Origin of the sequence: Yoonia sp. SDW83-1 (assembly GCF_046762885.1) — a bacterium.
Lineage (GTDB): Bacteria > Pseudomonadota > Alphaproteobacteria > Rhodobacterales > Rhodobacteraceae > Yoonia.
Map to the genome: position 1 here is coordinate 82,662 of NZ_JBKQXO010000014.1, position 23,564 is coordinate 106,225.

At 57.8% G+C, this 23,564-nt stretch carries 22 protein-coding genes and 1 tRNA gene; 12 read left to right on the forward strand and 11 right to left on the reverse strand.

Going from position 1 to position 23,564, the window contains the following annotated elements; genetic code table 11:
* Positions 1-79: 79 nt before the first annotated feature.
* A complete protein-coding gene (recA, locus tag ACFWW4_RS17500) occupies positions 80-1,162 on the reverse strand; it encodes a recombinase RecA (RefSeq protein WP_393928551.1) in 1,083 nt (360 codons plus the stop codon).
* A gap of 193 nt (positions 1,163-1,355) precedes the next feature.
* Here recA and ACFWW4_RS17505 point away from each other — a divergent pair, with 193 nt between their 5' ends.
* Both ACFWW4_RS17505 and ACFWW4_RS17510 read left to right on the forward strand, forming a co-directional pair.
* Entirely contained in the window at positions 1,356-1,952 is a 597-nt protein-coding gene (locus ACFWW4_RS17505; protein WP_411892039.1) for a gamma-glutamyl kinase, read from the forward strand.
* Between the two features lie 68 nt (positions 1,953-2,020).
* A complete protein-coding gene (locus ACFWW4_RS17510; protein WP_411892040.1) occupies positions 2,021-2,257 on the forward strand; it encodes a hypothetical protein in 237 nt (78 codons plus the stop codon).
* Between the two features lie 82 nt (positions 2,258-2,339).
* On the opposite strand, the gene glpK is transcribed toward ACFWW4_RS17510, so the two are convergent.
* Entirely contained in the window at positions 2,340-3,830 is a 1,491-nt protein-coding gene (gene glpK / locus ACFWW4_RS17515; RefSeq protein ID WP_411892041.1) for a glycerol kinase GlpK, read from the reverse strand.
* A gap of 27 nt (positions 3,831-3,857) precedes the next feature.
* On the reverse strand, positions 3,858-5,399 hold the full coding sequence (gene glpD, locus ACFWW4_RS17520) for a glycerol-3-phosphate dehydrogenase (RefSeq protein ID WP_411892042.1): 1,542 nt from the start codon (positions 5,397-5,399) through the stop codon (positions 3,858-3,860).
* A 170-nt stretch (positions 5,400-5,569) separates the two neighbouring features.
* Between glpD and ACFWW4_RS17525 the strand changes: the two genes are divergently transcribed.
* Both ACFWW4_RS17525 and ACFWW4_RS17530 read left to right on the forward strand, forming a co-directional pair.
* A complete protein-coding gene (locus ACFWW4_RS17525; RefSeq protein WP_411892043.1) occupies positions 5,570-6,328 on the forward strand; it encodes a DeoR/GlpR family DNA-binding transcription regulator in 759 nt (252 codons plus the stop codon).
* Between the two features lie 106 nt (positions 6,329-6,434).
* Complete coding sequence (locus ACFWW4_RS17530) at positions 6,435-7,145, forward strand: VIT1/CCC1 transporter family protein (protein WP_411892044.1); 711 nt, start codon at positions 6,435-6,437, stop codon at positions 7,143-7,145.
* Between the two features lie 136 nt (positions 7,146-7,281).
* Here ACFWW4_RS17530 and ACFWW4_RS17535 read toward each other — a convergent pair whose 3' ends face one another.
* Both ACFWW4_RS17535 and ACFWW4_RS17540 read right to left on the reverse strand, forming a co-directional pair.
* Positions 7,282-7,998, reverse strand: a complete 717-nt coding sequence (locus ACFWW4_RS17535) for an RlmE family RNA methyltransferase (RefSeq protein ID WP_411892045.1) — start codon at positions 7,996-7,998, stop codon at positions 7,282-7,284.
* Between the two features lie 14 nt (positions 7,999-8,012).
* Positions 8,013-9,125 (reverse strand): Ppx/GppA phosphatase family protein, encoded by a 1,113-nt coding sequence (locus tag ACFWW4_RS17540; RefSeq protein ID WP_393929058.1) that lies wholly within the window; start codon positions 9,123-9,125, stop codon positions 8,013-8,015.
* Between the two features lie 244 nt (positions 9,126-9,369).
* On the opposite strand from ACFWW4_RS17540, the gene ACFWW4_RS17545 reads away from it, so the two are divergent.
* From ACFWW4_RS17545 to ggt, 4 genes are all read left to right on the forward strand, one after another.
* Complete coding sequence (locus ACFWW4_RS17545) at positions 9,370-9,666, forward strand: virulence factor (RefSeq protein ID WP_411892046.1); 297 nt, start codon at positions 9,370-9,372, stop codon at positions 9,664-9,666.
* Positions 9,667-9,707: 41 nt separating this feature from the next.
* Entirely contained in the window at positions 9,708-10,631 is a 924-nt protein-coding gene (locus ACFWW4_RS17550; protein WP_411892047.1) for a methylenetetrahydrofolate reductase, read from the forward strand.
* 11 nt (positions 10,632-10,642) lie between these two features.
* Positions 10,643-11,710: a dihydropteroate synthase gene (locus ACFWW4_RS17555; protein ID WP_411892048.1), complete on the forward strand. Its 1,068-nt coding sequence runs from the start codon at positions 10,643-10,645 to the stop codon at positions 11,708-11,710.
* A gap of 280 nt (positions 11,711-11,990) precedes the next feature.
* A complete protein-coding gene (gene ggt, locus ACFWW4_RS17560) occupies positions 11,991-13,793 on the forward strand; it encodes a gamma-glutamyltransferase (RefSeq protein WP_411892062.1) in 1,803 nt (600 codons plus the stop codon).
* A 35-nt stretch (positions 13,794-13,828) separates the two neighbouring features.
* Here ggt and ACFWW4_RS17565 read toward each other — a convergent pair whose 3' ends face one another.
* Entirely contained in the window at positions 13,829-14,626 is a 798-nt protein-coding gene (locus ACFWW4_RS17565) for a hypothetical protein (protein WP_411892049.1), read from the reverse strand.
* Positions 14,627-14,630: 4 nt separating this feature from the next.
* Positions 14,631-16,172, reverse strand: a complete 1,542-nt coding sequence (locus ACFWW4_RS17570) for a helicase HerA-like domain-containing protein (RefSeq protein ID WP_411892050.1) — start codon at positions 16,170-16,172, stop codon at positions 14,631-14,633.
* 401 nt (positions 16,173-16,573) lie between these two features.
* Here ACFWW4_RS17570 and ACFWW4_RS17575 point away from each other — a divergent pair, with 401 nt between their 5' ends.
* Entirely contained in the window at positions 16,574-17,188 is a 615-nt protein-coding gene (locus tag ACFWW4_RS17575) for an invasion associated locus B family protein (protein ID WP_411892051.1), read from the forward strand.
* A 74-nt stretch (positions 17,189-17,262) separates the two neighbouring features.
* On the opposite strand, the gene ACFWW4_RS17580 is transcribed toward ACFWW4_RS17575, so the two are convergent.
* The 4 genes from ACFWW4_RS17580 to ACFWW4_RS17595 all read right to left on the reverse strand — a co-directional run bounded on the left by ACFWW4_RS17580 (position 17,263) and on the right by ACFWW4_RS17595 (position 21,465).
* Positions 17,263-18,471 (reverse strand): beta-ketoacyl-[acyl-carrier-protein] synthase family protein, encoded by a 1,209-nt coding sequence (locus ACFWW4_RS17580; protein ID WP_411892052.1) that lies wholly within the window; start codon positions 18,469-18,471, stop codon positions 17,263-17,265.
* Positions 18,472-18,732, reverse strand: coding sequence for an acyl carrier protein (locus ACFWW4_RS17585; RefSeq protein WP_411892053.1), 261 nt, complete (start codon positions 18,730-18,732; stop codon positions 18,472-18,474). It abuts the gene before it with no gap.
* A gap of 67 nt (positions 18,733-18,799) precedes the next feature.
* Positions 18,800-19,861: a UDP-3-O-(3-hydroxymyristoyl)glucosamine N-acyltransferase gene (lpxD, locus tag ACFWW4_RS17590; protein WP_411892054.1), complete on the reverse strand. Its 1,062-nt coding sequence runs from the start codon at positions 19,859-19,861 to the stop codon at positions 18,800-18,802.
* Between the two features lie 32 nt (positions 19,862-19,893).
* The gene (locus tag ACFWW4_RS17595) at positions 19,894-21,465 is read right to left on the reverse strand and encodes a L,D-transpeptidase family protein (RefSeq protein ID WP_411892055.1); all 1,572 of its coding nucleotides are present in this window, start codon (positions 21,463-21,465) and stop codon (positions 19,894-19,896) included.
* Between the two features lie 377 nt (positions 21,466-21,842).
* On the opposite strand from ACFWW4_RS17595, the gene ACFWW4_RS17600 reads away from it, so the two are divergent.
* The 3 genes from ACFWW4_RS17600 to ACFWW4_RS17610 all read left to right on the forward strand — a co-directional run.
* Positions 21,843-22,415 carry a YcbK family protein gene (locus ACFWW4_RS17600; RefSeq protein ID WP_411892056.1) on the forward strand — a complete coding sequence of 191 codons (573 nt, stop codon included), beginning with the start codon at positions 21,843-21,845 and terminating at the stop codon, positions 22,413-22,415.
* Between the two features lie 160 nt (positions 22,416-22,575).
* A tRNA-Thr gene (locus tag ACFWW4_RS17605) sits at positions 22,576-22,651 on the forward strand.
* Positions 22,652-22,864: 213 nt separating this feature from the next.
* The coding region (locus tag ACFWW4_RS17610) for an FRG domain-containing protein (RefSeq protein ID WP_411892057.1) at positions 22,865-23,564 on the forward strand (700 nt) is incomplete at its 3' end.

Sequence of the window (23,564 nt, forward strand, 5' to 3'; positions counted from 1 at the left end):
CGCAATGCAGCACCCTTTTTCCGGAGTATTCTTCGCCACATTGCGGTGCGGGCGTTTCAGCAGTCGCCGTTTGCGTGCCTTAAACCTCGACTAGGTCGTCATCCCCATCGTCCATTCCGCCCTCTGGCAGATCAAAATCCAAACCATGGGCGGCCCTGATCTTGTCTTCGATCTCATGCGCGATATTGGGGTTTTCTTTCAGGAACAGCTTGGAGTTCTCACGCCCTTGCCCGATCCGTTCATCGCCATAGCTGAACCAGGCACCGGATTTTTCGACCACACCAGCCTTGACCCCAAGGTCGAGCAATTCGCCGGTCTTCGAAATCCCCTCGCCATACATGATGTCGAATTCCACCTGCTTGAAAGGCGGGGCCACCTTGTTCTTGACCACCTTCACGCGTGTGGCATTACCAACCACCTCATCACGATCCTTGACCGCACCGATCCGGCGGATATCGAGCCGGACAGAGGCGTAGAACTTCAAAGCATTCCCGCCTGTGGTTGTTTCCGGAGACCCGAACATGACACCGATCTTCATGCGAATCTGGTTGATGAAAATCACCATACAGCCAGAGCGGTTGATCGACCCGGTCAGCTTGCGCATCGCCTGGCTCATCAGACGGGCATGTACACCGACGCTGCTATCGCCCATATCGCCTTCAAGCTCCGACTTTGGCGTCAGGGCCGCAACAGAATCGACAATCACCATATTGACGGCACCAGAGCGCACCAGCGTGTCCACAATCTCCAGCGCCTGTTCGCCTGTGTCGGGCTGAGAAATCAGCAATTCATCCAGATTCACGCCCAGTTTCTTGGCATATTGCGGGTCCAGCGCGTGTTCGGCGTCAACAAACGCGCACACGCCGCCTTTTTTCTGTTCTTCAGCAATCGCATGCAGGGTCAGCGTGGTCTTGCCCGAAGATTCCGGCCCGTAAATCTCGATCACCCGGCCCTTGGGCAAACCACCGATTCCCAGCGCAATATCCAGCCCCAGTGAGCCGGTTGATGTCGCCTCGATATCGGCCATTTGGTTTTGACCGCCGAGCTTCATGATAGAGCCCTTGCCGAACTGCCGTTCGATCTGTGCCAGTGCGCTTTCCAGCGCCTTTTCCTTATCCGCAGTCTTCTTGTCAGTCATTTTGAGGAGTTCTGCCGTTGCCATATTTCCTGTCCTTATTTCATGCGCCTTAAAGGGCGGCAATCACTGCTTTGTTCTTCTTGTGTTCTCACTGTTAATGAGATCAAAAAGAGAACATTGCAACTAAAATTTTCCTGTCTCAGCCTCTGCCAAGAGTGGTTAAAGAGTGGTTTATGCCCTAGAAAAGGTTCCAAGGCGGACGAAGGACACCGATCAAATGCTTGTTTTCTGGAAGGAAAATCTTGTTCTGCTGGCGGTTCCGAAAACCGGATCAACCGCGCTCGAAGGCGCGTTGGCCCCCCGCGCGTCGATGGTATTACGTGACCCGCCGCACCTGAAACATGCCCCCTGTTACCGCTACAAACGATTCCTCAAGCCGTTTTTCGTGCAGGCCGGCGGGCAGAAACCGGAACTGATGGCAGTGGTCCGCAACCCGATCGACTGGCTGGGCAGCTGGTATCGTTACCGGACACGGGATGACCTGATCGGCCATGAAAACTCCACCCGCGATGTCAGTTTCGATGATTTCGTGCTGGAATACTGCAAAGGCACCCCCGCCCCCTTTGCCAATGTCGGATCACAGAACAAGTTCCTGCGGATCAACGATGGTGAGGTCGGCGTCCAGCATTTGTTCCAATATGAGCAGTGGGACAAGGTGATCGACTATCTAGAAGAGCGGCTGGAGGCAAAGATCACGCTGAAGCAGAAGAACGTATCGCCAGTGATGGATTTGACTTTGTCGCCCGATGTCGAGACGAAACTGCGGGAGAAGCGCGCGGCGGAGTTTGAGATTTGGGAGCTGGGGCGGGAATAAATCTCCCAATTGTCCCATTCCATTGAGTGGAAGGCCAAACGTGATTGGAAGAAAACAGGAGCATTGAAATGAAACTGTACGGATATCTTTCTGGCAAAGATGACCAGTTGGAGGAAGTCAAAAGCGTTTCACTTTGCTTTGAGAGTCACGCGGAAGCACAGAAGTTTGCCGATTTTGCAGAAGAATGTGCAAAGAAAATGAAGGCGTGGGGAGCAGACTACGATCATGAGCACTTCGCTGGTGGTGAGCTGGCAGACATTGTCATCGCGAGGCTAGTCGCAAAGGTCGGCGAATCTTCGCGATGACTTTGTTGCACAACCCGCCCTGGACTTGATCCCGGCCCAACATGGCACCTGCCAGAGGTTTCGAATCAAGTCCGGGACGGCGTTACGCCTTGGTCAAAGTCCGCCGCACCGCATCCTTCCACCCTGCATAACGCCGTTCCCGCACCGCCTCGTCCATCTGCGGCTCGAACCGCCGGTCGAGCGCCCATTCGGCGGCAAATCCGGCCTGATCGGGATAGACCCCTGCCTTCATCCCCGCCAGCCATGCCGCCCCCAGCGCCGTCGTCTCGAGCACCTTGGGCCGGTCCACCGGCGCGCCGATGATGTCGGACAGGAACTGCATCGACCAGTCAGACGCGCTCATCCCGCCGTCGACGCGCAAAACACCAGTCGTATCAGATGTTTGCCAATCGCTTTTCATGGCCTCCAGCAAATCGCGGGTCTGGAAACCCACGCTTTCCAGCGCGGCACGGGCAAACTCCGCCGGCCCCGAATTGCGGGTCAGGCCATAGATGGCGCCCCGCGCCTCCGCATCCCAGTATGGCGCCCCGAGGCCAGTGAAGGCGGGAACCATGTAGAGCTCCTGCCCCTGATCTGCTTTCTCGGCCAGCGGTTGGGTCTCGCTTGCCTCACGAATGATCTTCAACCCGTCACGCAGCCATTGCACCACAGCCCCTGCGATAAAGATCGACCCTTCCAGCGCATAGGTCGGCTTGCCGTCAAACTGATAGGCAATGGTGCCAAGCAGGCGTTTTTGGCTTTCGACCAGCGTGTCGCCGGTATTGAGCAGCGCAAAACACCCCGTCCCATAGGTGGATTTCAGCATACCGGGCTGGAAACACGCCTGCCCGATGGTCGCCGCCTGCTGATCCCCGGCCACGCCCAAAATGGGGAGTTCCTTGCCAAAGAGATCAGCGCGCGTGGTCCCGAAATCGGCGGCGCAATCGCGCACCTCGGGCAGCATCGACATCGGGATGGCGAAGCGGTCGCAAATCGTGCTGCTCCACCGTCCCTTACGGATGTCATAGAGCATCGTGCGGGCCGCATTGGTCGCGTCGGTTGCGTGAACCTTGCCACCGGTAAGCTTCCAGATCAGATAACAATCGACAGTGCCGAACAGCAGATCGCCAACCTCTGCCCGTGGCCTGGCCCCCTCAACATGGTTGAGAATGTAATGCACCTTGGTGCCGGAAAAGTAGGGATCAGCCAGCAGGCCGGTGCGCTGCGTGATCGTGGCTTCGAACCCTTCATTGCGGAGCTCCTCGCAAAACGGGGCGGTGCGACGGTCCTGCCAGACGATGGCATTGTGGATCGGTTCACCCGTCTTTCTGTCCCAGACCAGTGTCGTTTCGCGCTGGTTGGTGATGCCGATGGCAGCCACATCTGCGGCGGTGATCCCCGCCTTTTCGATGGCCCCACGGCAGGTGGACGCGACAGAGGACCAGATATCGGACGGATCATGTTCGACCCAGCCAGAGCGTGGGAAATGCTGGGTGAACTCCTCTTGCGCGGTGGCTTTCACGCGCATGTCGGCGTCAAAAATGATCGCCCGGCTGGATGTGGTGCCCTGATCGATGGCCAGAATATTGGTCATGGTGTCCCCCCGTTTCGTGTTTTTGTTTCAAGCCGCCATGAATGCGTCAAGGGCCGCAGTCTGATCAGGCGTCATCCGCAGGCCCAGCTTGCTGCGCCGCCAGACAACATCCTCGGCCGTGCGGGCATATTCGCGGCCCATCAGCCATTTGACCTCGGCCTCGGTCAGGGTTGCCCCAAAATCCTGCCCAAGATCAGTCGCTGATTTAGCATCGCCCAGTATCTGTGCCGCTTCGGTGCCGTAGGCGCGGATCAGACGCAACGCCCAGAACGGTGTCAGAAAACTGTAGCTGGCCTGCAAATCCGCCACCAAGGAATCGCGGCGCGACACCAGGAAATCGCCACCGGGCAAAGCTACGCCAGCCGTCCATGGTTCGGACCCACCCAAAAGCGGCGTCAGCTTTTTCAGCGCGTTTTCGGCCAGCTTGCGATAGGTGGTGATCTTGCCGCCAAAGATATTCAACAGCGGCGCGCCATTGTCATCGAGCGACAGCACGTAATCACGGGTCGCGGCTGTCGCCGATTTGGCCCCGTCATCATACAGCGGGCGCACCCCTGAATAGGTCCAGACGATATCATCGCGGGTCACTGGTTTCTCGAAATACTGCGACGCGAAGTTGCACAGATAATCCTGTTCTTCGTCCGTTGCATAAGGCCTTTCGGACAGGTCTTCATGCTCTGCATCCGTCGTCCCGATCAGGGTGAAATCAGTTTCATAAGGGATAGCGAAGATGATCCGCCCATCTTCACCCTGAAAGAAATAGCTCTTCTGGTGGTCGAACAGCTTCTTCGTGACGATGTGACTACCCCGCACGAGCCGCACCCCTTCGGATGTATTCTGCCGCGCCACCTGCCGGACAATGTTTTCAACCCATGGGCCGCCAGCGTTCACCAGCCCACGGGCCGTATAAACGGTCTGTTTGCCATCGGTTTCCAGGACGATCTTCCAATGGTTTTCAACCCGATCCGCGCTGATGACCTTGGTGCGCGTCATGATCTTCGCGCCACGCACCTCAGCATCACGCGCATTCAGAACAACCAGCCGCGAATCCTCGATCCAGCAATCGGAATATTCATAGGCGCGCTTGAACTTGTCCTTCAGCGGGCCACCGACCGGGTTCTTGGTCAGATCCACCGTCCAGGTGCCAGGCAGGATTTTCCGCCCGCCCAGATTGTCGTAAAGAAACAGACCCAACCGGATCAGCCAGGCAGGCCTGCGCCCTTTCATCCACGGCATGAACAACGACAGCAATTTCGATGTCGGCGTGTCCCCTTCGAACCGCATATCCTTGTGATAAGGCAGCACAAAGCGCATCGGCCAACTGATATGCGGCATCGCCCGCAGCAGCACCTCGCGTTCGATCAGAGCCTTGCGAACCAGTCCAAACTCGAAAAACTCCAGATAGCGCAACCCGCCATGGAACAGCTTGGTCGAGGCCGAAGATGTAGCCGACCCCAGATCATTCATCTCGGCCAACCCGACCTTCAGCCCCCGCCCGGCCGCGTCGCGCGCAATTCCACAGCCATTGATGCCACCACCGATGATGAAAAGGTCGAAATCCGTTTGCATGATGTGCCCCATATGTTCGACTGCCTGCTAGGCCCCCTGTCCTGCCGGCGCAAGCGCAGTGCTGCAATATGTTCGCCCCGCGATGAACGAACACAAAACGAAATCAGGTTTTCCAATAATTATAAAGAAAACAGCTTGCCAATCGTTCGCATAATCCGCAAACCGAACACATGGAAACGTCCCAGCGGCATGCCCTGATCCGCAACGAGGCCCAGAAGCACGGCAAGGTCACGGCGACCGATCTTGCGATCAATCTGGGTGTGGCCGTGCAGACGATCCGGCGCGATCTGCGCCAGCTTTGTGCGACAGGGCTGTTGGAACGTGTGCATGGCGGGGCCGTTCTGCCATCCGGGGTAAGCAATATCGGCTATGGCGACCGGCGTGCGCTGAACCGCGACGCCAAGATCAAGATCGCCCGCCGTGCCGCGCAACTGATCCCCGATAGCGCGTCGGTCTTCCTCAACATCGGCACCACGACTGAGGCCGTGGCCCACGCCCTGCAGACCCATCGCAACCTGATGGTGGTGACGAACAACCTGAACGTCGCCAATATCCTGGCCGACAACCCAAGCTGCGATGTGGTGGTTGCCGGCGGCCTGCTGCGCCGGTCCGACGGGGGTCTGGTCGGTGATCTGGCCGCGATAGCCATCGACCGGTTCAAAGTGGATTTCGCCGTGATCGGGGCGTCAGCGATCGACCTTTCCGGCGATCTACTGGATTTCGACCCCGAAGAAATACGCGTCAGCCAACAAGTTATCAGGGCCGCGCGATCAACGATCCTGGTCGCAGACAGTACAAAATTCACACGCAAGGCCCCAGTCAAGATCGCCTCACTGGCGCAAATGGATCACTTCGTGACCGACAGGGTCCCGTCTGAGATGCTGATCAACCAGTGCGCCGACTGGGGAACGCGGATTGCTTTGGTTTAGTGTAATCCAAAGGCGGCATTATGGGCCCAAAGCGGCAAATGCACGTTGATTTAGATTAATGCGGCATTCGAAACTCAGCATAGCCTTGAATTCTAGGAGGTGCACAGTGTCTGAGCATGGTCATACACCACAGGAAATTGCCGCACGAATTGGTGCTCCACCCGGCAGGGGTGTGTTGCGCGACGCGGTTTATGGCGCAATCGATGGAGCCGTCACCACATTCGCGATTGTAGCGGGCGTAGCGGGTGCCGGTTTGTCTCCGTTCGTCGTCATCGCATTGGGTGCTGCAAATGTATTGGCCGACGGATTTTCAATGGCAGCGGCCAACTATTCAGGAACCAAGGCTGAGCTTGAGAACATGCGCCGCATACGCGAAGTTGAACAGCGCCATATTCGAGACTACCCAGAAGGCGAGAAACTTGAGGTGCGGGAAATTCTTTCCAGCAAAGGCCTGTCCGGCGAAGTGTTGAGTCAAGCAACCGAGGCGATAACGCTGAATCAAGAAAACTGGATAGCGATGATGATGGATGGCGAGTACGGCTTGAGTGGTGTCGATCCTCATCCAGTTAAGTCCGCAGTTACGACATTTCTGGCATTTCTTGTTGCAGGGATAATTCCATTGTTACCGTTCGTTCTCGGCTCTAAAAACGCTTTTCCTTTCTCGGCTGGGATGACAATGGCCACGTTCTTTGCGATTGGAGCACTTAAGAGCCATTGGTCACTCAGCCCATGGTGGCGATCGGCCTTTGAAACATTTCTCATCGGTGGCTGTGCCGCCGCAATCGCCTTTTTCGTCGGAACGCTGTTTCACGCTTGATCGATTCTGCACGAGCAACTCTTTGTGGAAAACACCATTCTTCACAAAAGGTTATGTTGGCCAATGTCCACTTAAATCCCCAGCGTTAACATCCTGCACTTAGTCGCAGTCAATCAGCATCAGCGCCTAGGCGGCTTCACCCTCCCTTAAACCCCGTCGCTACAACGAATTTCTCCGAGCTATCAGACCGTGATGCTGGCGGTTTGACATTGGCGACTTTGGTGAACCGCGCCTTGAGAAGCTTTTGCAACTCACCCTCAGCCCCGCCTGCCAGCACTTTCGCCACGAATGTCCCGCCTTCGTTCAGCACGTCGAATGCGAAATAGGCCGCCGCCTCGCACAGCGCGATGATCCGCAAATGGTCCGTCTGTTTGTGACCAGAGGCGGAGGCGGCCATGTCGGACATCACCACATCAGCTGGCCCGCCCAACCAATCCTTGACCTGTTGGTCGGCGTCATCTTCCATGAAATCAAGCTGGTGAATTTCGGCGCCAGCAATCGGCTCGACCTCTTGTAGATCAACGCCCAGCACATAGCCCTGCGCCTTGCCCTTCTTCTCGCCCAGCGTATTGGCGCGCCTGACCGCGACCTGCAGCCAGCCACCGGGTGCGCAACCCAGATCCACGATACGCGCGCCAGGGACAAGGAACCGGTACTTGTCATCCAATTCGAGGATCTTGTAGGCCGCCCTGCCCCGATAACCGTCCGCCTTGGCGCGCTTCACATACGGATCGTTCAACTGCCGCTGCAACCATTTGGTCGAACTCAGCTTGCGTCCGCGCGCGGTCTTGACCTTGACGGTCAGATCACGCTGCCCGCGTCCAGAGGTGTTTTTGGTGGGTTTCTTGGCCATTGGGTGCCTATCGCCTAAAACGGCGTATCTTCCAAGACCCCATCGGCCGACATCTGGGCATAAAGCAACCCCTCACGCAGGCCACGATCCGCAACTGACAGCCGGTCCGTGGGCCAAAGCCGCATGAGCGCCTGCAGGATGGCAGACCCCGACATGATCAACGCCTGCCGGTCCTTGCCGATGCGCGGATCGGCGCGGCGGCCTGCCGGACCCAGCGACAGATAATCGCGGATCACGCTGTCGATCTGATCAGATGTCATGCGCAGCCCGTCCACTTTTGTCCGGTCATAACGCTTGAGCCCTAGATAGCTCGCTGCGACAGTCGTGACCGTCCCACTGGTCCCGATGATTTGGAACCCTTCACGTGCCTGTGCGGCCACAGACGGTGAGAATTCTTCTAGGTTCTCCTCGAAAAACCAGCTCATCAGGGCAAAGCGGGCCGCATCGTCCTCCACATCCGAAAACTGATCGCGCAACGTGGCAACACCCAATGGCACAGAAATCCAGTCCACCACCTTGGCCGCGGCAAAGGGACCAGGATCGGATTTGAACCCGGCATGCAGACGCATGATCGCACGCGGGCGTTCGCGCTTGGGGACGTTGGTCAGATCAATCCAGACAAGCTCGGTCGAACCGCCACCGATATCCACGACGAGCAACTGTTCAGTATTCACGCTAACCAGCGGCGCGCAGGAAATCACCGCCAGCCGCGCCTCTTCCTCCGGCTTGATAATCTCCAACTTCAACCCGGTCTCGCGACGGACCTGAGCCACAAAATTATCGCCGTTCAACGCGCGACGACAGGCCTCCGTCGCGACAAGACGCATCCGCTCGACACCGTAACGCTTCAGTTTTTCACGGCATATACGCATGGCCGAAATGGTACGGTTCATCGACGAACGCGATAACCGGCCCGTGCTTTCCAAACCCTGCCCCAACTGGACTGATTTGGAAAAGCTGTCCACCACATGAAACTGGCTGCCCTTGGGTTGGGCAATCAGCATACGGCAGCTATTTGTGCCCAAATCCAACGCCGCATACAGCGTCGCCGGATCAGGCGGTTTTGGCGCGGGGGTTTCGACCGCTTTGGGGAACGCGCCCGCACCTTTGGGACGCCTGGGCGCCATGTTCACGCCCTCCATTTCGAGTTACCTCCAAGCTAGGGCGACAACGGGTGCGGTGCAAGTCTTGTGTACGCTTTCGTGAGCCATCCACATCTTGGATATGAGGATTATGACCCCCAACTGCTCTGGTGTGGGACGGATGTGCACGTTACCCATATGCAGTCGCTCAGAGCATCCACGATGTCGAAAACCGACTTCGGCAAGGAAAAACGGATGTTAAACCGGGATCAGAACAATGAGGAATCAGATGCCTGACGTCACCATCGTTTATTGGCGCGACATGCCCGCTCAGGTCATCGTGGGCCGTGGCCGTCGGGGCACCAAATTGCCCCTGCCGGAACGATTCGAACAGGCAATCGACCGGGCCGCGATGAAATCCGGTGCCGCCGAATCCGATGAATACATGGCCGGTTTTCGAAAGGCCGATCCGTACCCGGCTGAGGGCACAGATGCCGAAGCCGCCGAAGCCGCCGTCGCCCGCATCGATGCCGAATACGATGCCGAACGGATAAAGACCCTGATCACCAATGACGGTTGGGCTTGAAAACCCCGCCCCGCATCCCCCCACGCCTTACGGAGGTCGTTATGTCCTTGCTCCCCTTCCTCAAGCGCAAAGAAATCGAAGAGATCAGCGTCAATCCTGATGTTGAGGCGTTTCTGCAGGGCTATTCAATCGAGGTGATGCCGCGCACCGCCGAAAAGGTCGATGACTTCCGCGATCTACTGCCCGCTGGCACACGCGTCTATATTGCGCATATCGAGGGGACCCAGATCGAGGATATGGTCGCCACCGCCAAGCGGCTGGCAAACGATGGCTATAAGGTTATGCCCCATTTCCCGGCGCGCATCATCAAGGACAAGGCCACACTGGCGGAGTGGATCGCACAATACAAAGGTGAGGCTGGCGTAGATCAGGCGCTGCTGCTGGCCGGTGGTTTGGCGGAACCACATGGTGATTTCCACAGTTCCATGCAGTTGATGGAAACGGGTCTCTTCGGCGACTTCGAGCGCCTGCACGTCGCCGGTCACCCCGAAGGCAACCGCGACATCGACAATGATGGATCAGATATGAACGTCATGGACGCCTTGCGCTGGAAACAGAAATTCAGCGAAACAACAGATGCCGACATGGCACTGGCCACCCAGTTTGCGTTCGAGGCAAAACCGATCATCGCATGGGCCGACGCGCTGCGTGATGCGGGCATCACGATCCCGATCCATATCGGTATCGCAGGTCCCGCCAAGCTGCAGACCCTGATCAAATTCGCCATCGCCTGCGGCGTCGGGCCATCGCTCAAGGTTCTGCAAAAACGGGCCATGGATGTGACCAAACTGCTGCTACCCTACGAACCAAACGAGGTTCTGACCGAACTTGCCGCCCACAAGTCCGCAAATCCTGATTTCAACATCGAACGTGTCCATTTCTTCCCGCTGGGCGGGATCAAGACCAATGCAAAATGGGCGATCGATCATGGCGGCAGTTCAGCCGTTCCAGCCTCCCAATCCTAAAGGACCCTAGAATGACACGCACCATCGTCGAATCCAAAACCAAGACGGCCATTATCGGGTTCGACCAGCCCTTTTGCGTGATCGGTGAACGGATCAACCCCACAGGCCGAAAAATCCTGGCCGAGGAACTGGAACGCGGCGATTTCAGCCGGGTCGAGGCGGACGCGATTGCGCAGGCCGCAGCCGGTGCCAATGTGCTGGACGTGAACTCCGGTGCAGTCTTTTCCAACAAGATGGCCGAAGACCCCCGCTACGCCGACAACAACTTTGTCGAACCACCACTGATGACCGAACTGGTCAAACGAGTGCAGGCCGTGGTCGACATCCCGCTTTGCATCGACAGTTCGGTTCCCGGGGCCTTGGAAAATGGCCTGGCGGCAGCCGAGGGGCGGCCCCTGCTGAACTCTGTCACCGGGGAAGAGGAACGGCTGGAACTCGTCCTGCCATTGGTCAAGAAATACAATGTGCCAGTCGTGGCCATCTCCAACGACGATACCGGGATCAGCGAAGACCCCGACGTGCGCTTCGCCGTCGCCAAGAAGATCGTGGAACGGGCCGCCGATTTCGGCATTCCGGCCCATGACATCGTTGTGGACCCACTGGTGATGCCCATCGGTGCCATGGGCACCGCCGGCCTGCAGGTCTTCACCCTTGTGCGGCGCCTGCGCGAAGAGCTGGGGGTCAACACGACCTGCGGTGCGTCGAATATCTCATTCGGTCTGCCCAACCGTCACGGGATCAACAACGCCTTCCTGCCCATGGCAATGACCGCCGGCATGACCTCTGCCATCATGAACCCGGTGGCACTGCCAATCGGCCCTATCAAGATCGCCGAGAAAAAGGCCGAAATATCCGCCGCCGGTATCATCCTGCCCGACGACATGGACGACGAAACCTTTGTCACGCTCTTCGGCCTTGGCTCCACAAAACCGCGCGCTGGTAGCGAGATGGCAGCAATCCGCGCCGCCAACTTCTTGACGGACAATGACCCGTCGGGTGCAGAATGGATCAAGTTCAACCGCGCCCCGGTCAAAGAGGGCCAAGGGCGCGCGCGGACCGGTCGGCGGCGGCGCGCTTAATCCAAAATTGGGACTGCATTAACGTGATCCACCGCGAGATCGGGAGCGAACGCTTTGAATGAGAGGTGCGGCGGCGCGGATTTGGCCTGATGGCCAACGGCAACCAGTTCATCGCGATCTGCAACAACGCACCTCTTACGATGATCTGCTAAAATCTTCGCGAAGACTTTTGGCCCTACGATTTTTCGTCGAAAAATCGTGCCCGCCACGACCCGCTTTACATTCCACCTGCCCTTGCGTCACCCTGACCGCATTCGTTCCAACAATGAGGTCCATCATGATGTTGCGTCGTTTCTTTACCCCTTGCCTATTCAGTGCCTGCCTTCTGTCTCCCGCCTTCGCCCAACAAGCCGCAGATGCGGTCGCCCCAGAGGAGGCCACAGCACAGGCCGGGTTCGAGAACCTGTCAGAGGCGGCACAGGCCGCCCTCGATGCCAAGACGGCGGGCGTTCCCGTCTCTGCGGAAGACTGGATAGTGGCCGCTGCCAATCCGCTCGCGGTTGAGGCAGGTGCTGCCGTTCTGGCCGATGGCGGCACAGCAGCGGATGCCATGGTTGCGGTGCAGGCAGTACTCGGGTTGGTTGAACCACAATCATCTGGGCTGGGCGGTGGCGCCTTCCTTGTCTGGTACGATGCGACAACTGGCGAAATCACCACGCTGGATGGTCGTGAAACCGCACCTTTGGCCGCAACACCCACGCTGTTTCAGGACGAAAATGGTGAGCGCCTTGGCTTCTTCGATGCCGTCGTCGGTGGCCTGTCCGTCGGCACCCCTGGCACGCCAAAACTGATGGAAGATGCCCATCGCCGCTGGGGGCAGTCCAACTGGGCGGGCCTTTTCAACGAAGCAATCAGCCTTGCCGAAAACGGCTTTGCCGTCTCGCCGCGCATGGCGGGCGCCATCGCCAATGACAGCGAAAGATTGCAACGCTTTCCGGCAACCGCCGCCTACTTTTTTCCGGGCGGCAACGCCTTGCAGGCCGGTGACACCCTGATCAACACGGACTATGCGGATACGCTGCGCCAGATCGCGACCCGTGGAACAGATGCATTCTATACTGGTCCCATCGCCGAGGATATCGTCGCCACCGTGCGCAATGCCGAAGGTAATCCCGGTGTCCTTTCGACACTGGATCTTGCGCTATATGACGTGGTCGAACGCGCGCCGGTCTGCGTCATCTATCGGGTGTACGATGTCTGCGGCATGGGGCCGCCATCATCCGGCGCACTGACAGTCGGGCAGATCCTCGGGATCGTGAACAATTTCGACATCTCGGACCCAAGCGACTCGAACACATGGCGGCTGATTGGCGATGCGTCCCGCCTCGCCTTTGCCGACCGGGGGCGTTACATGGCCGACAGTGATTTCGTGCCTATGCCCACGCAAGGGCTCGTCGACCCCGCCTATCTGGAAGAACGGGCCGGGCTGATCGAAGGTGATCGCATCGATGGTTTTGTCGCCTTGCCAGAGGTGGCGCCTGGCAACCCCACATGGGACCACGCGCAGCTTTGGGGTGATGATGTCAGTATCGAGTTTCCCTCAACCTCACACATCTCCATCGTCGATACCTATGGCAATGCGCTGTCCATGACGACCACCATTGAAAATGGCTTTGGCTCACGGCTATTCGTGCGTGGCTTCCTGCTCAACAACGAACTGACCGACTTCTCCTTTGCCACGCATAGCGATGGCTATCCCATCGCCAACCGGGTCGAACCGGGCAAACGGCCACGCTCATCCATGTCACCGACCATCGTGACCCAGGATGGTGAGCCTGTGCTGGTCATCGGCAGCCCCGGCGGCAGCCGCATTATCGGCTATGTGGCCCAAGCCATCATCGCCCATTTGGAATGGGGAATGGATGTACAACAGGCGGTCGCAATGCCGCATCTTGTCAATCGCTTCGGGACCTACGATGTTGAGGAAGGCAGCGACGCGGTATCGTTTGAAGCACCGCTCACTGAACTGGGATACGAGGTCAACATCCGCGGCCTGAATTCCGGCCTGCATGCCATCGCCATTGGTGAGACGCTGGAAGGCGGTGCCGACCCGCGGCGCGAGGGGATTGCGCTCGGGCAATGAACGACTACACCCGCCGTCGTTACAGGCGGGTGTTGTCAACAGCCGGGCACCGGTGCATTGGACAAGGCCGTTGTAATGGTTTGAACAATCGCATCGGTGATGGCCCCGTTGAAAAAGGTGAAATCTATCAAAAGGAAATAGACCACCAGCATTGTGGCCACATATCCGCCAGCAGCCCAATTGTTGAACAAAATGGCGGCAGCCCAATCCTGCGTGAACACGTACCAATACATCGCATAAAGGACATACGCAGCCAAAAGCAGCGTCATCGGCAGGATGCGTGCACCAACGCGGCCCTTGAACACCGACAGAAAGATCAGGGTCAGAAAAGCGACCAGATTGGCAATGCCAAAGGTCGTCAGATCAGACCGCAGGCCGGTGATTGTCGCGTCATAGCGGGCAGCAACAAAATCGCCCACCGTCTGTTCACCAATCCGCAACGCTGCAATACGATCCCGGATCGCGATACTTGTGAGCGTGGCCCCCGTGACCAGACGGTTGGTTTCGCAATCGCAGCGATCCTGCGCGACCGAGGCGACCATCGACCGGATCACAGCATCGCGCTGCTCTAACAGCTTCGCATCATCGGCAAAACGATCAGCAAGCGTGCGCAAAAGCCCGTTCTCGCTGCCCTGGGCCGCATCCTGCGCCTGATCCAGCGCGGAAATGGCACGGCTCTGAACCTCTTTGATCGCGAAGGATTGCAGCTTATGTTCGATCAATTGCGGCTGGGACTGCACAACGAAAAGAAGGGCCGCCATCGCCGCCACGCCACATACCGCCAGAACAAATGTCAGAAAGCGCGCGCCGCGATGCATTGTACCATCAATCATCTGTCTAGCGTCCCTTGAACAAGCCCCCCAGAATTCCGCGAACGATGCGGCGTCCGGTGGTGCCGGTCAGCTCTTTGGTGATGACCGAGGCCAGCTTGCCACCAAACCCACCGCCTGACGACCGGGACGATCTGCGCGACGATGACCGCCCCGTCCCGCCACCGTCATAGCGGCGGGCCGCCTTAAACTCGCGCTCTTTCTCTTCAAGTGCTTCTTCTTCCGCCTCCGCCTTCTCGGCAGCGGCCGCAGCCGCATCAGCCCGGTTTCGGAGCATCTCAAAGGCGCTATCACGATCAACGGGCGTGTCATACTTGCCCGCCATATCAGAGGCTTGCATGACGAACTTGCGTTCAGCGGTGGTGATTGGCCCCAGCTGTGACGAAGGCGGCCGGATCAGCGTGCGCTCGACAACCGTCGGAATACCCTTGGGGTTCAGGAATGATGTGACAGCTTCACCCGTCCCCACCTCCTGAATAGCCTCTGCCGTATCGAACTCCGGATTGTCACGATAGGTCTCGGCGGCCGTCTTCAGCTCCTTGCGGTCTTTCGCCGTGAAGGCCCGCAGCGCGTGCTGCACCCGGTTGCCTAGCTGGCCCAAGACATCCTCGGGGATATCACCGGGGTTCTGCGTGACGAAATAAACCCCAACCCCCTTGGACCGGATCAGGCGCGCCACCTGTTCGACCTTATCCACCAGCGCCTTTGGCGCATCATCAAACAGCAAATGCGCCTCGTCGAAAAAGAACACCAGTTTGGGTTTGTCGGGGTTACCCACTTCTGGCAGTTCCTCGAACAGTTCTGACAACAGCCAAAGAAGGAAAGTGGCATAGAGCCGTGGACTACCCATCAACTGATCGGCGGCAAGGATGTTGATCTCGCCCCGGCCATCGCGGGTCCGCATCATATCCGCCAGATCCAGCGCCGGTTCGCCGAACAGGGCATTGCCCCCCTGATTTTCCAGTACCAGCAACTGCCGTTGGATCGCACCAACGGACGACGACGCCACATTGCCATATCGCAATGACAGATCCTGCGCGTTCTGCCCGACCCAAACCAGAAGCGCCTGCAAATCCTTGAGGTCGAGAAGTGGCAAGCCCTCCTCATCCGCGACCCGGAAGGCGACATTCAACACGCCTTCCTGTACATCGGTCAATTCCATCAGGCGGGCCAGCAATAGCGGGCCCATTTCGGCGACCGTCGCCCGGATCGGATGGCCCTGTTGCCCGAAAAGATCCCAGAATGTCACCGGAAAGCTGTCATATTGCAGATCAAGGCCGATAGTATCAGCCCGTTTCATGAAAGCGTCATGCAGCTTGAACTCGTCTGACCCGGCAGCGGCCAGACCGGACAAATCACCCTTCACATCCGACAAAAACACCGGAACACCGGCAGCCGAAAACCCTTCGGCCATGATCTGCAGGGTGACCGTCTTGCCCGTGCCGGTCGCACCGGCCACCAATCCATGCCGGTTCGCCTTGTCGAGCAACAGGGATTGCGGCACTCCGTATTCGGCCCCGCCGCCCCCGATAAAGATATGATCGCCCATTTAAACTGCTCCCTCGTCAGATTGTTTCAGATCAAAATACATTCTTAACCAATCCATGCCAGTCTAAACGCCTGTCATACCACCCAAACGGGACGGTTTGGCATATTTCCTCCCTGTTAGACTTGCCGTGCCTGCGGGCACGGCTTTTTTCTGGCAAGATCACCATCCTATGACATAGATAGGCAAAGATTTCCGGTTGACGGACACAATGGCTTTGCGTAGCTTCCCCTGCAATTAGTCGGCCAAGTCCGACAGGGAGAAAACGAAGAAGGGTCCTTTGGGGCCCTTTTTCTATGGCAGAACAGTCTTAGCGGATGCCTGCCCATCGCGCGGATTTTGGCGCTGACAGCCCCGCCTGACCGTGCTAAAGCCCTTGAAAAACACGCGAAGGATCAAACAAGATGAGCAGCTTTTTCAAATCCATCATTCTGGCTGGTCTGTTGACACAGGCCGGTGCCGCGATAGCGCAGGAAACCGAAACAGAAACGCCAGCGGAAGAAAACGCACCCGCGCAGGATGACGCACCAGATGATCTGATCCTCGGTGAACCTTTGCCGCCGAAAGTTGGCGAACCCTACGTGCTGCAGGAATTCGGTGATTGGGAGATGCGCTGCGTCAAGGCCCCGCAAGGGCAGAATGATCCATGCAATCTTTATCAGCTATTGCTGGACAATGACGGCAATCAAGTGGCCGAGGTCAACCTGTTCCGCCTGCCCGACGGATCGCGCGCCGCTGCTGGTGCTACAATTGTCGTCCCTCTCGAAACACTGCTAACCCAGCAACTGACCCTGTCGGTGGATGGCGGTGAAGCCCGCCGTTACCCGTTCACCTTCTGCAATGCCGCCGGCTGCGTCTCGCGTCTTGGATTCACCCAGGCCGAGGTCGATCAGTTCAAGCGCGGAAGTAACGCCACGCTGAGGCTGGTGCCTGCAGCAGCACCAGATCAAGAAGTCCTGCTCACCATGTCCCTGACTGGCTTCACAGCAGGTTTTGAAGGTGTCGTGACTCTCGAATAAGACGACACGCAGCAAACTGGCAGGGCATCAACATGCCTGCCAAGTGGCCTTTGCATCGGCACTGACCGACCAGCCTATACTGCCCGCAATGCCAGCACCGCATTCAGCCCACCAAAAGCAAAAGCGTTTGACAGCGCCACATCCACTTTTGCATCGCGCGCGACATTGGGCACCACATCCAGCGCGCATTCGGGGTCGGGTGCTTCATACCCGATGGTCGGTGCTACGACCCCGTCCCGCAGGGCCATGATGCAGGCGAGCAGTTCCACCGCCCCGGTTCCACCGATCAAATGGCCATGCATGGATTTGGTGGACGATATCATCAACTGGTCCGCATGAGCACCGAACACATCGGCCACTGCAGCACATTCCGTCTTGTCATTTGCGGCTGTTCCCGTGCCATGGGCGTTGATATAGCCAACACTATCGCCAGCCAGTCCGGCGTCCTTTAACGCACCGCCAATGGCCCGCGCCGCGCCCTGCTTTGAAGGCATGACAATGTCGGCAGCGTCAGAGGACATGGCGAAACCCACGACTTCGCATAGGATGTCTGCCCCCCTTGCAGCGGCGTATTCATACTCTTCGAACACAAATACTCCCGCACCCTCTCCCTGCACCATACCGTTGCGGGTGGCCGAAAACGGGCGGCAGGCGTCCTTTGACATGACCCGCAACCCTTCCCAGGCCTTGATCCCGCCAAAGCATAACATCGCCTCTGACCCGCCGGTCACCATCACCTTGGCCATACCGCAACGCACCATATTAAACGCCTGCCCCATCGCATGGTTCGACGATGCGCAGGCGGTCGCCACTGTAAAGGACGGGCCGCGCAGGTTCCACTCCATCGACACATGGCTGGCCGCGGCATTGTTCATCAGCTTGGGCACGATAAACGGATGCACCCGGTTCTTGCCCGCCTCATAGACCGCGCGATAGTTTTCGTCCTGCGTGGTCAATCCACCGCCGGATGTGCCCAGAACAACACCCGACTGATCAGCTAATGCACCGGAAAAACTCAGGCCCGATTGCGCAATCGCCTCGCGCGCAGCGAGCAGTGTGAACTGGGTGAAGCGGTCATAAAGGGCGATCTGCTGGCGGTTGAAATGCTGTGCCTCGTCATAGCCCTTGATCTGGCCACCGATCTGTATTGCCAGACGGTCCACATCGGCAATCTCAAGCGGGCCAATGCCGCAACGCCCTTCGCGCATGGCTTCAAACGTGGCAGGGACGTTTTCGCCCAGCGGATTGATCGTGCCCGCCCCGGTGATGACAACCCGGCGCATTTACTTGCCCTGTTCGGCCTTCAGCCGGTCAACCGCAGCAACGATAGCCGCAACGGACGAGATATCGAAATCGCTCTCTCCCGGCTCATTGGCGTTGAACGGCACCGATATGTCAAAGCATTCCTCAATCGCAAAAATGCTCTCGACCAATGCCATGCTATCGATGCCAAGATCCTGCAGCGTGTGTTCCAGCTTGACATCAGCCGGCTCCAGCATCGCTTGTTCCGCAATGATTTCGACAACCTTTTCCTGGGTGTTCATGTCGCTTCGACGTCCATTTCAGTTCATCTGTGATGTAGTCACAATGGGGCCGCTTTGAAACAGGCAGTTAACCTTTTCCGAGACCTTTCAGAACCCGCGGCAGACGCCGCAATGCCTTATAGCTGTCCACATGGGTCTGCATCTTTGTGGCAGGATAGCCCATCATGACCCGCCCGGCAGGCACATTGGACAGCACGACCGAACCGCCACCCAGCACAACATCATCGCCCACCTTCAGATTGTCAGCGATACCCGCCTTGCCACCCACAACCACCCGGTCACCCACCACGGTGGACCCGGCCACACCCGCCTGCGCACAAAGCAGGCAATGGTCCCCCACAATCACATTGTGACCAACCTGCACCAGATTATCGATCTTGGTGCCTTGCCCGATGCGCGTCGCGCGGATGGTTCCGGCATCCACCGTCGCATTCGCCCCGATCTCCACATCATCGCCAATCTCCACGCCGCCCAGCGAATGGATACGGTGCCATGTCGGGTCTGCCGGGGCAGGCATGGTCGCATCGCCCAGCGTCTCGCGCGCCAGTTCAACATTGGATGGCTCGGCGGTAACAAAGGAAAACCCGTCGCCACCGATTGTCACATTAGGGTGCAGGATAGCACGATCACCGATACGCACGTCCCGCTGCAACCGGACACCGGGGTGAATGACACAGTCGCGTCCGATGGTGACGCCAGAGGCAATACTGACCTGATCGCCAATCCAGCATCCGTCACCAATGACCGCATCCGCGCCAATGACGGCAAACGGGCCAATCACGACATCAGTGCCAATCCCGGCCGCAGGATCGATCAAGGCGTGCTTTGAAATCCCTTCGCCCGGCAGCTTTCGGTCCAGCATCCGCGTCAGACCCGCCATCGCCAATCGGGCACGGGGGGCCAGAATTGCGGCCTCAAGCCCCAATGCCTGCCAATCCGCTTCGGGCCAGACAACAGCGGCACGTGCCTGCCCTTTCGCCAGCGCATCGCCATAGGCTGGGGTCATGGCAAGCGCCAGATCATCAGGACCGGCACTGCCAGGCTCCGCTGCACCGTCCACCAAAAGATCAACAGCGCCAAAGGCTTCTGCCCCCAGCGCTGCCGCGATGTCTGCTATGGAATGTGCCATCTTGTCCCCGGACCGGTTACCCGAGGAAAGATTTACCCGCGAACGGCGCGAACTGCCACCCCTTCACGGGCCAACGCGTCCCAGATGCGGCCATCGCGACCATAGACATCACGACGGTACTGCATCCGGCCATCAGCCTGGGTGAAGGCTGTGCGATACACCAGATGAACCGGCACTGGCTCGGTCAGGTCGACGCGTTGCTCACGACCCGTGCGCAACTGAGCCTGAAAGAACTCTTCGGGATTGCCCATCTGCTTGGCCAGCAAGGCATAGGCAAAATCAAACGGATCATTCAGGCGGATACAGCCATGACTAAAGGCCCGGGTCTCGCGGCCAAACAGGCTCTTGGCCGGGGTGTCGTGCAGGTAGATGTTGTAGCGGTTGGGGAACATGAACTTAACCAGTCCCAACGCGTTGCCCCGGCTGGGCGGCTGGCGCATCGAATAGGGAAAGTTCGACGCGGTATATTGGCTGAAATCCACGGCACCGCGGTTGACCTGACGGCCCCGGCTGTCAGTGATGATCAGCTGGTTCACCGCATTTGGATTACGCTGCAACTGGGGTAGGTATTCCTTGGTGACGATGGAACGGGGCACATACCAGCTCGGGTTGATGACCATGAACTCCATGACATCGGAAAACTCCGGACTGACGCGATCACGTTCATTGGCACCGATAACCGACCGAGTGCTGAATGTTTCCACATCATTGTCGATGATCTTGGCGGTGAAATCGGTCAGGTTGACCCAGATGTGGCGCTGACCACGGGGGCGATTGATCCAGCGTTCCCGCTCCATCGCCACGATAATGGCCTGCAACCGACGCTCTACGGACGTGTTCAACTCGGTCAGGGTGCCGGGGCCTGCCGTGCCGTCAATGGCAAGCCCGTTGGCCTGCTGAAACCGCTGAACGGCGGTGGTAATCGCCTGATCATAGGTCTGTGTATTGGTGCGCGACAGAAATCCCATGGCAATCAACCGATTGCGCAGTGCAACAACCTGCGGCCCGGTATCGCCGGGTTCCAGCTTACGGGCACTGACTGTCGGCCCCCAACCACCATCCGCCAGCAGACGCTCCATCGCCAGTTTTTCACGCATCAGGCGGGTGTATTCTGGCGATGCGGGCGGCAAGGCCCGCAAGAAACCCGCAGGGTTGGATTGCGAAAAGGCCTGGATAGTCGCCAGACGCGACCGGTATGGAACCTGCCTGCGGATACCGCTATCGACGCGCGACGGGATCAGAATACCGGTCTGCACATCACGGGCGTATTGCAGAAACAGGCGGCTGACCTCGACCTCGACCCGGCCTTGTGCGGCAGGTGTCGTGGCCGATTGGAACTGCGCACGCAGCGTCTCGGGATTATAGCGGTCAATCGGCAATCCGTGGTCGCCTGCAGAACTGAACGCGGCCAGCAACGCATTGCGGCGGCGGCGTTCATCCCAGATACCTTCGAAATTACGGGCACGGTAGAATCCCATCAGGTCATCATCGCCGGCCGCAGCCTCGGCTACAGCCTGCCGGAATTCAGTCACCTGCGCATGGGCCTGCGGCACACTGAACAGACCAAAAACCAGCAACATACACATCGCTGCAAAACGAAGCATCACCCTTTGAATTGGCAGGCTTTCAACTCGCATAAATCAAATTTCCCATAACTTCTTTCAAATGACACTAACGCAAAGTCACCATGGGGAAGAGTATCAATATCCATACCCCAGCCCTGTCCACTCACAATGCGGCGAAGCGCTGGCGACGACCCGTGTGTGTTGCCAACATGCCGCCTTGAGGAGCGTTTTTGAACGGAAGCGCGTGTCATCTTTGCGCAATTTGCCGCCGATTTCCGCCCCGTTAACCAATAACGGGCTAAACACCTCTTGGTGATCGAATCGAAATATGCCATAAAACTAGCATCATCTTGGGGGCATGATGGAAAATCCGCTGTAAAGCGGAGTTATTGAGCGACGGGACAGGCGCTACAGACATGACAAAACTGACTTCCTCGGGGATGACCCGGCGTGGATTGCTGGGGGCATTTGCAGCAACGGCAATCGCAGCAGCACCAACCTATTCAAACGCAGCAGGTTTTTTGCGCGGGCGCGCGGGCGACATTCGCCGCATCGCCATGCATTCCGGCCGGACAGGTGAACGGATCGACACGATCTACTGGATCGAAGGTGAATACATTCCCGAAGCCGTGCGCGAGATCAACGTCTTCATGCGCGACTGGCGCACAAGTGAGGCGATCCAGATCGACCTGCGCACCATCGACATCATGTCAGCCGCCCTGAACCTGATGGATACGAGCGAACCCTATCTTCTCCTGTCCGGCTACCGTTCGCCGCAGACCAATGCGATGTTGCGCAGCCGCTCTTCAGGTGTTGCCCGCAACTCCTTGCACATGCGCGGTCAGGCCGCCGATCTGCGGTTGCAAAGCCGAACCACGGTTCAGATGGCCAATGCCGCCATCGCCTGTCGCGCCGGTGGCGTTGGGCGCTACGCCGGTTCCAATTTCGTGCATATGGATTGCGGCCCGATCCGCAGCTGGCGCGGCTAGGCAACTGCTGCCCCGGCCTGTGCTGGTCCGGACATGCCTCTCACTTATGACTTGGCCACTCTGCCCTTTTGCGGCCTGCACCCATCTCACGTAAAAAGACAAAAGAAACGATCGAGCCGACTTGCCAACTCTCAATCGCAATGGTAATTCGCGCGCCAGTGCCCCTATAGCTCAGCTGGTAGAGCAACTGATTTGTAATCAGTAGGTCCGCGGTTCGAGTCCGTGTGGGGGCACCATTTATAATAATAAAAACAATAACTTATGGGTCAGCTCTGTGCGCTGTTGATGTGCTGCTTGCTTCAAGAACAGTATAAGCACAGAAATCGCCGAATCTCGGGCTTCGTGGGTGCGCATTATGGCTGATTTGTGCCGTCCTTTTTCGCTCGACAGGTATTTAGCGCAATTGTAGGTTGAGATGACTTTAGGGAGTGTTTTTAGTTGGATTTTCAATGAAGTATGATGACACCGAGGTGACTGGCATTGGGGACCTCTTAGATGCACTGGCTGGGCAAGTAACCGAAAATGACCCTGTTTGGTTTCGAGGGCATGGCGATGCGTCTTGGAAGTTGGATTGCACTCTGGCGCGTAACGGAGGAATTGAAAACGAACTCCCGCTCATACGTCGGTTCAAGCAAAACGCCTTACCGTTGATCGCAAGCAGGCCTGCGGACGAATGGGAGTGGTTGTTCTTGATGCAGCACCATGGATTGCCTACCCGCCTGTTAGATTGGTCAGAGAGTGTCTTGGTGTCGCTCTATTTTGCCGTGAATGACGAAGGTTCCGATCATGAGGAAGCAGACGGGTGCATCTGGGCGCTTCTTCCACAAGAACTGAATGCAATTTCACTGCGCGATGACCAAGCGAAGCAAGTGCTGGGCTTAGGAGACGACAAGCATTTTGATGACTATTTGCCTAGCAAAATCGGCGCACAAGTACAGACGTTCCAGCCGCTAGCAGCTACAGCCGTCAGAAATAATCCTAGGATTCAGATGCAACAGGGCGTTTTCACAGTGTCACACAAGGACCTGTCTGGCCTGGATAAACTTCCCAACACTGTGGCCTGCTGCCGGTTTCGTGGACACCGAGATAAGGTGTTTATGAAACTGGAGAATCTACATGACGAGAAGAGTGTTCAGCCGCGAGTTCAAG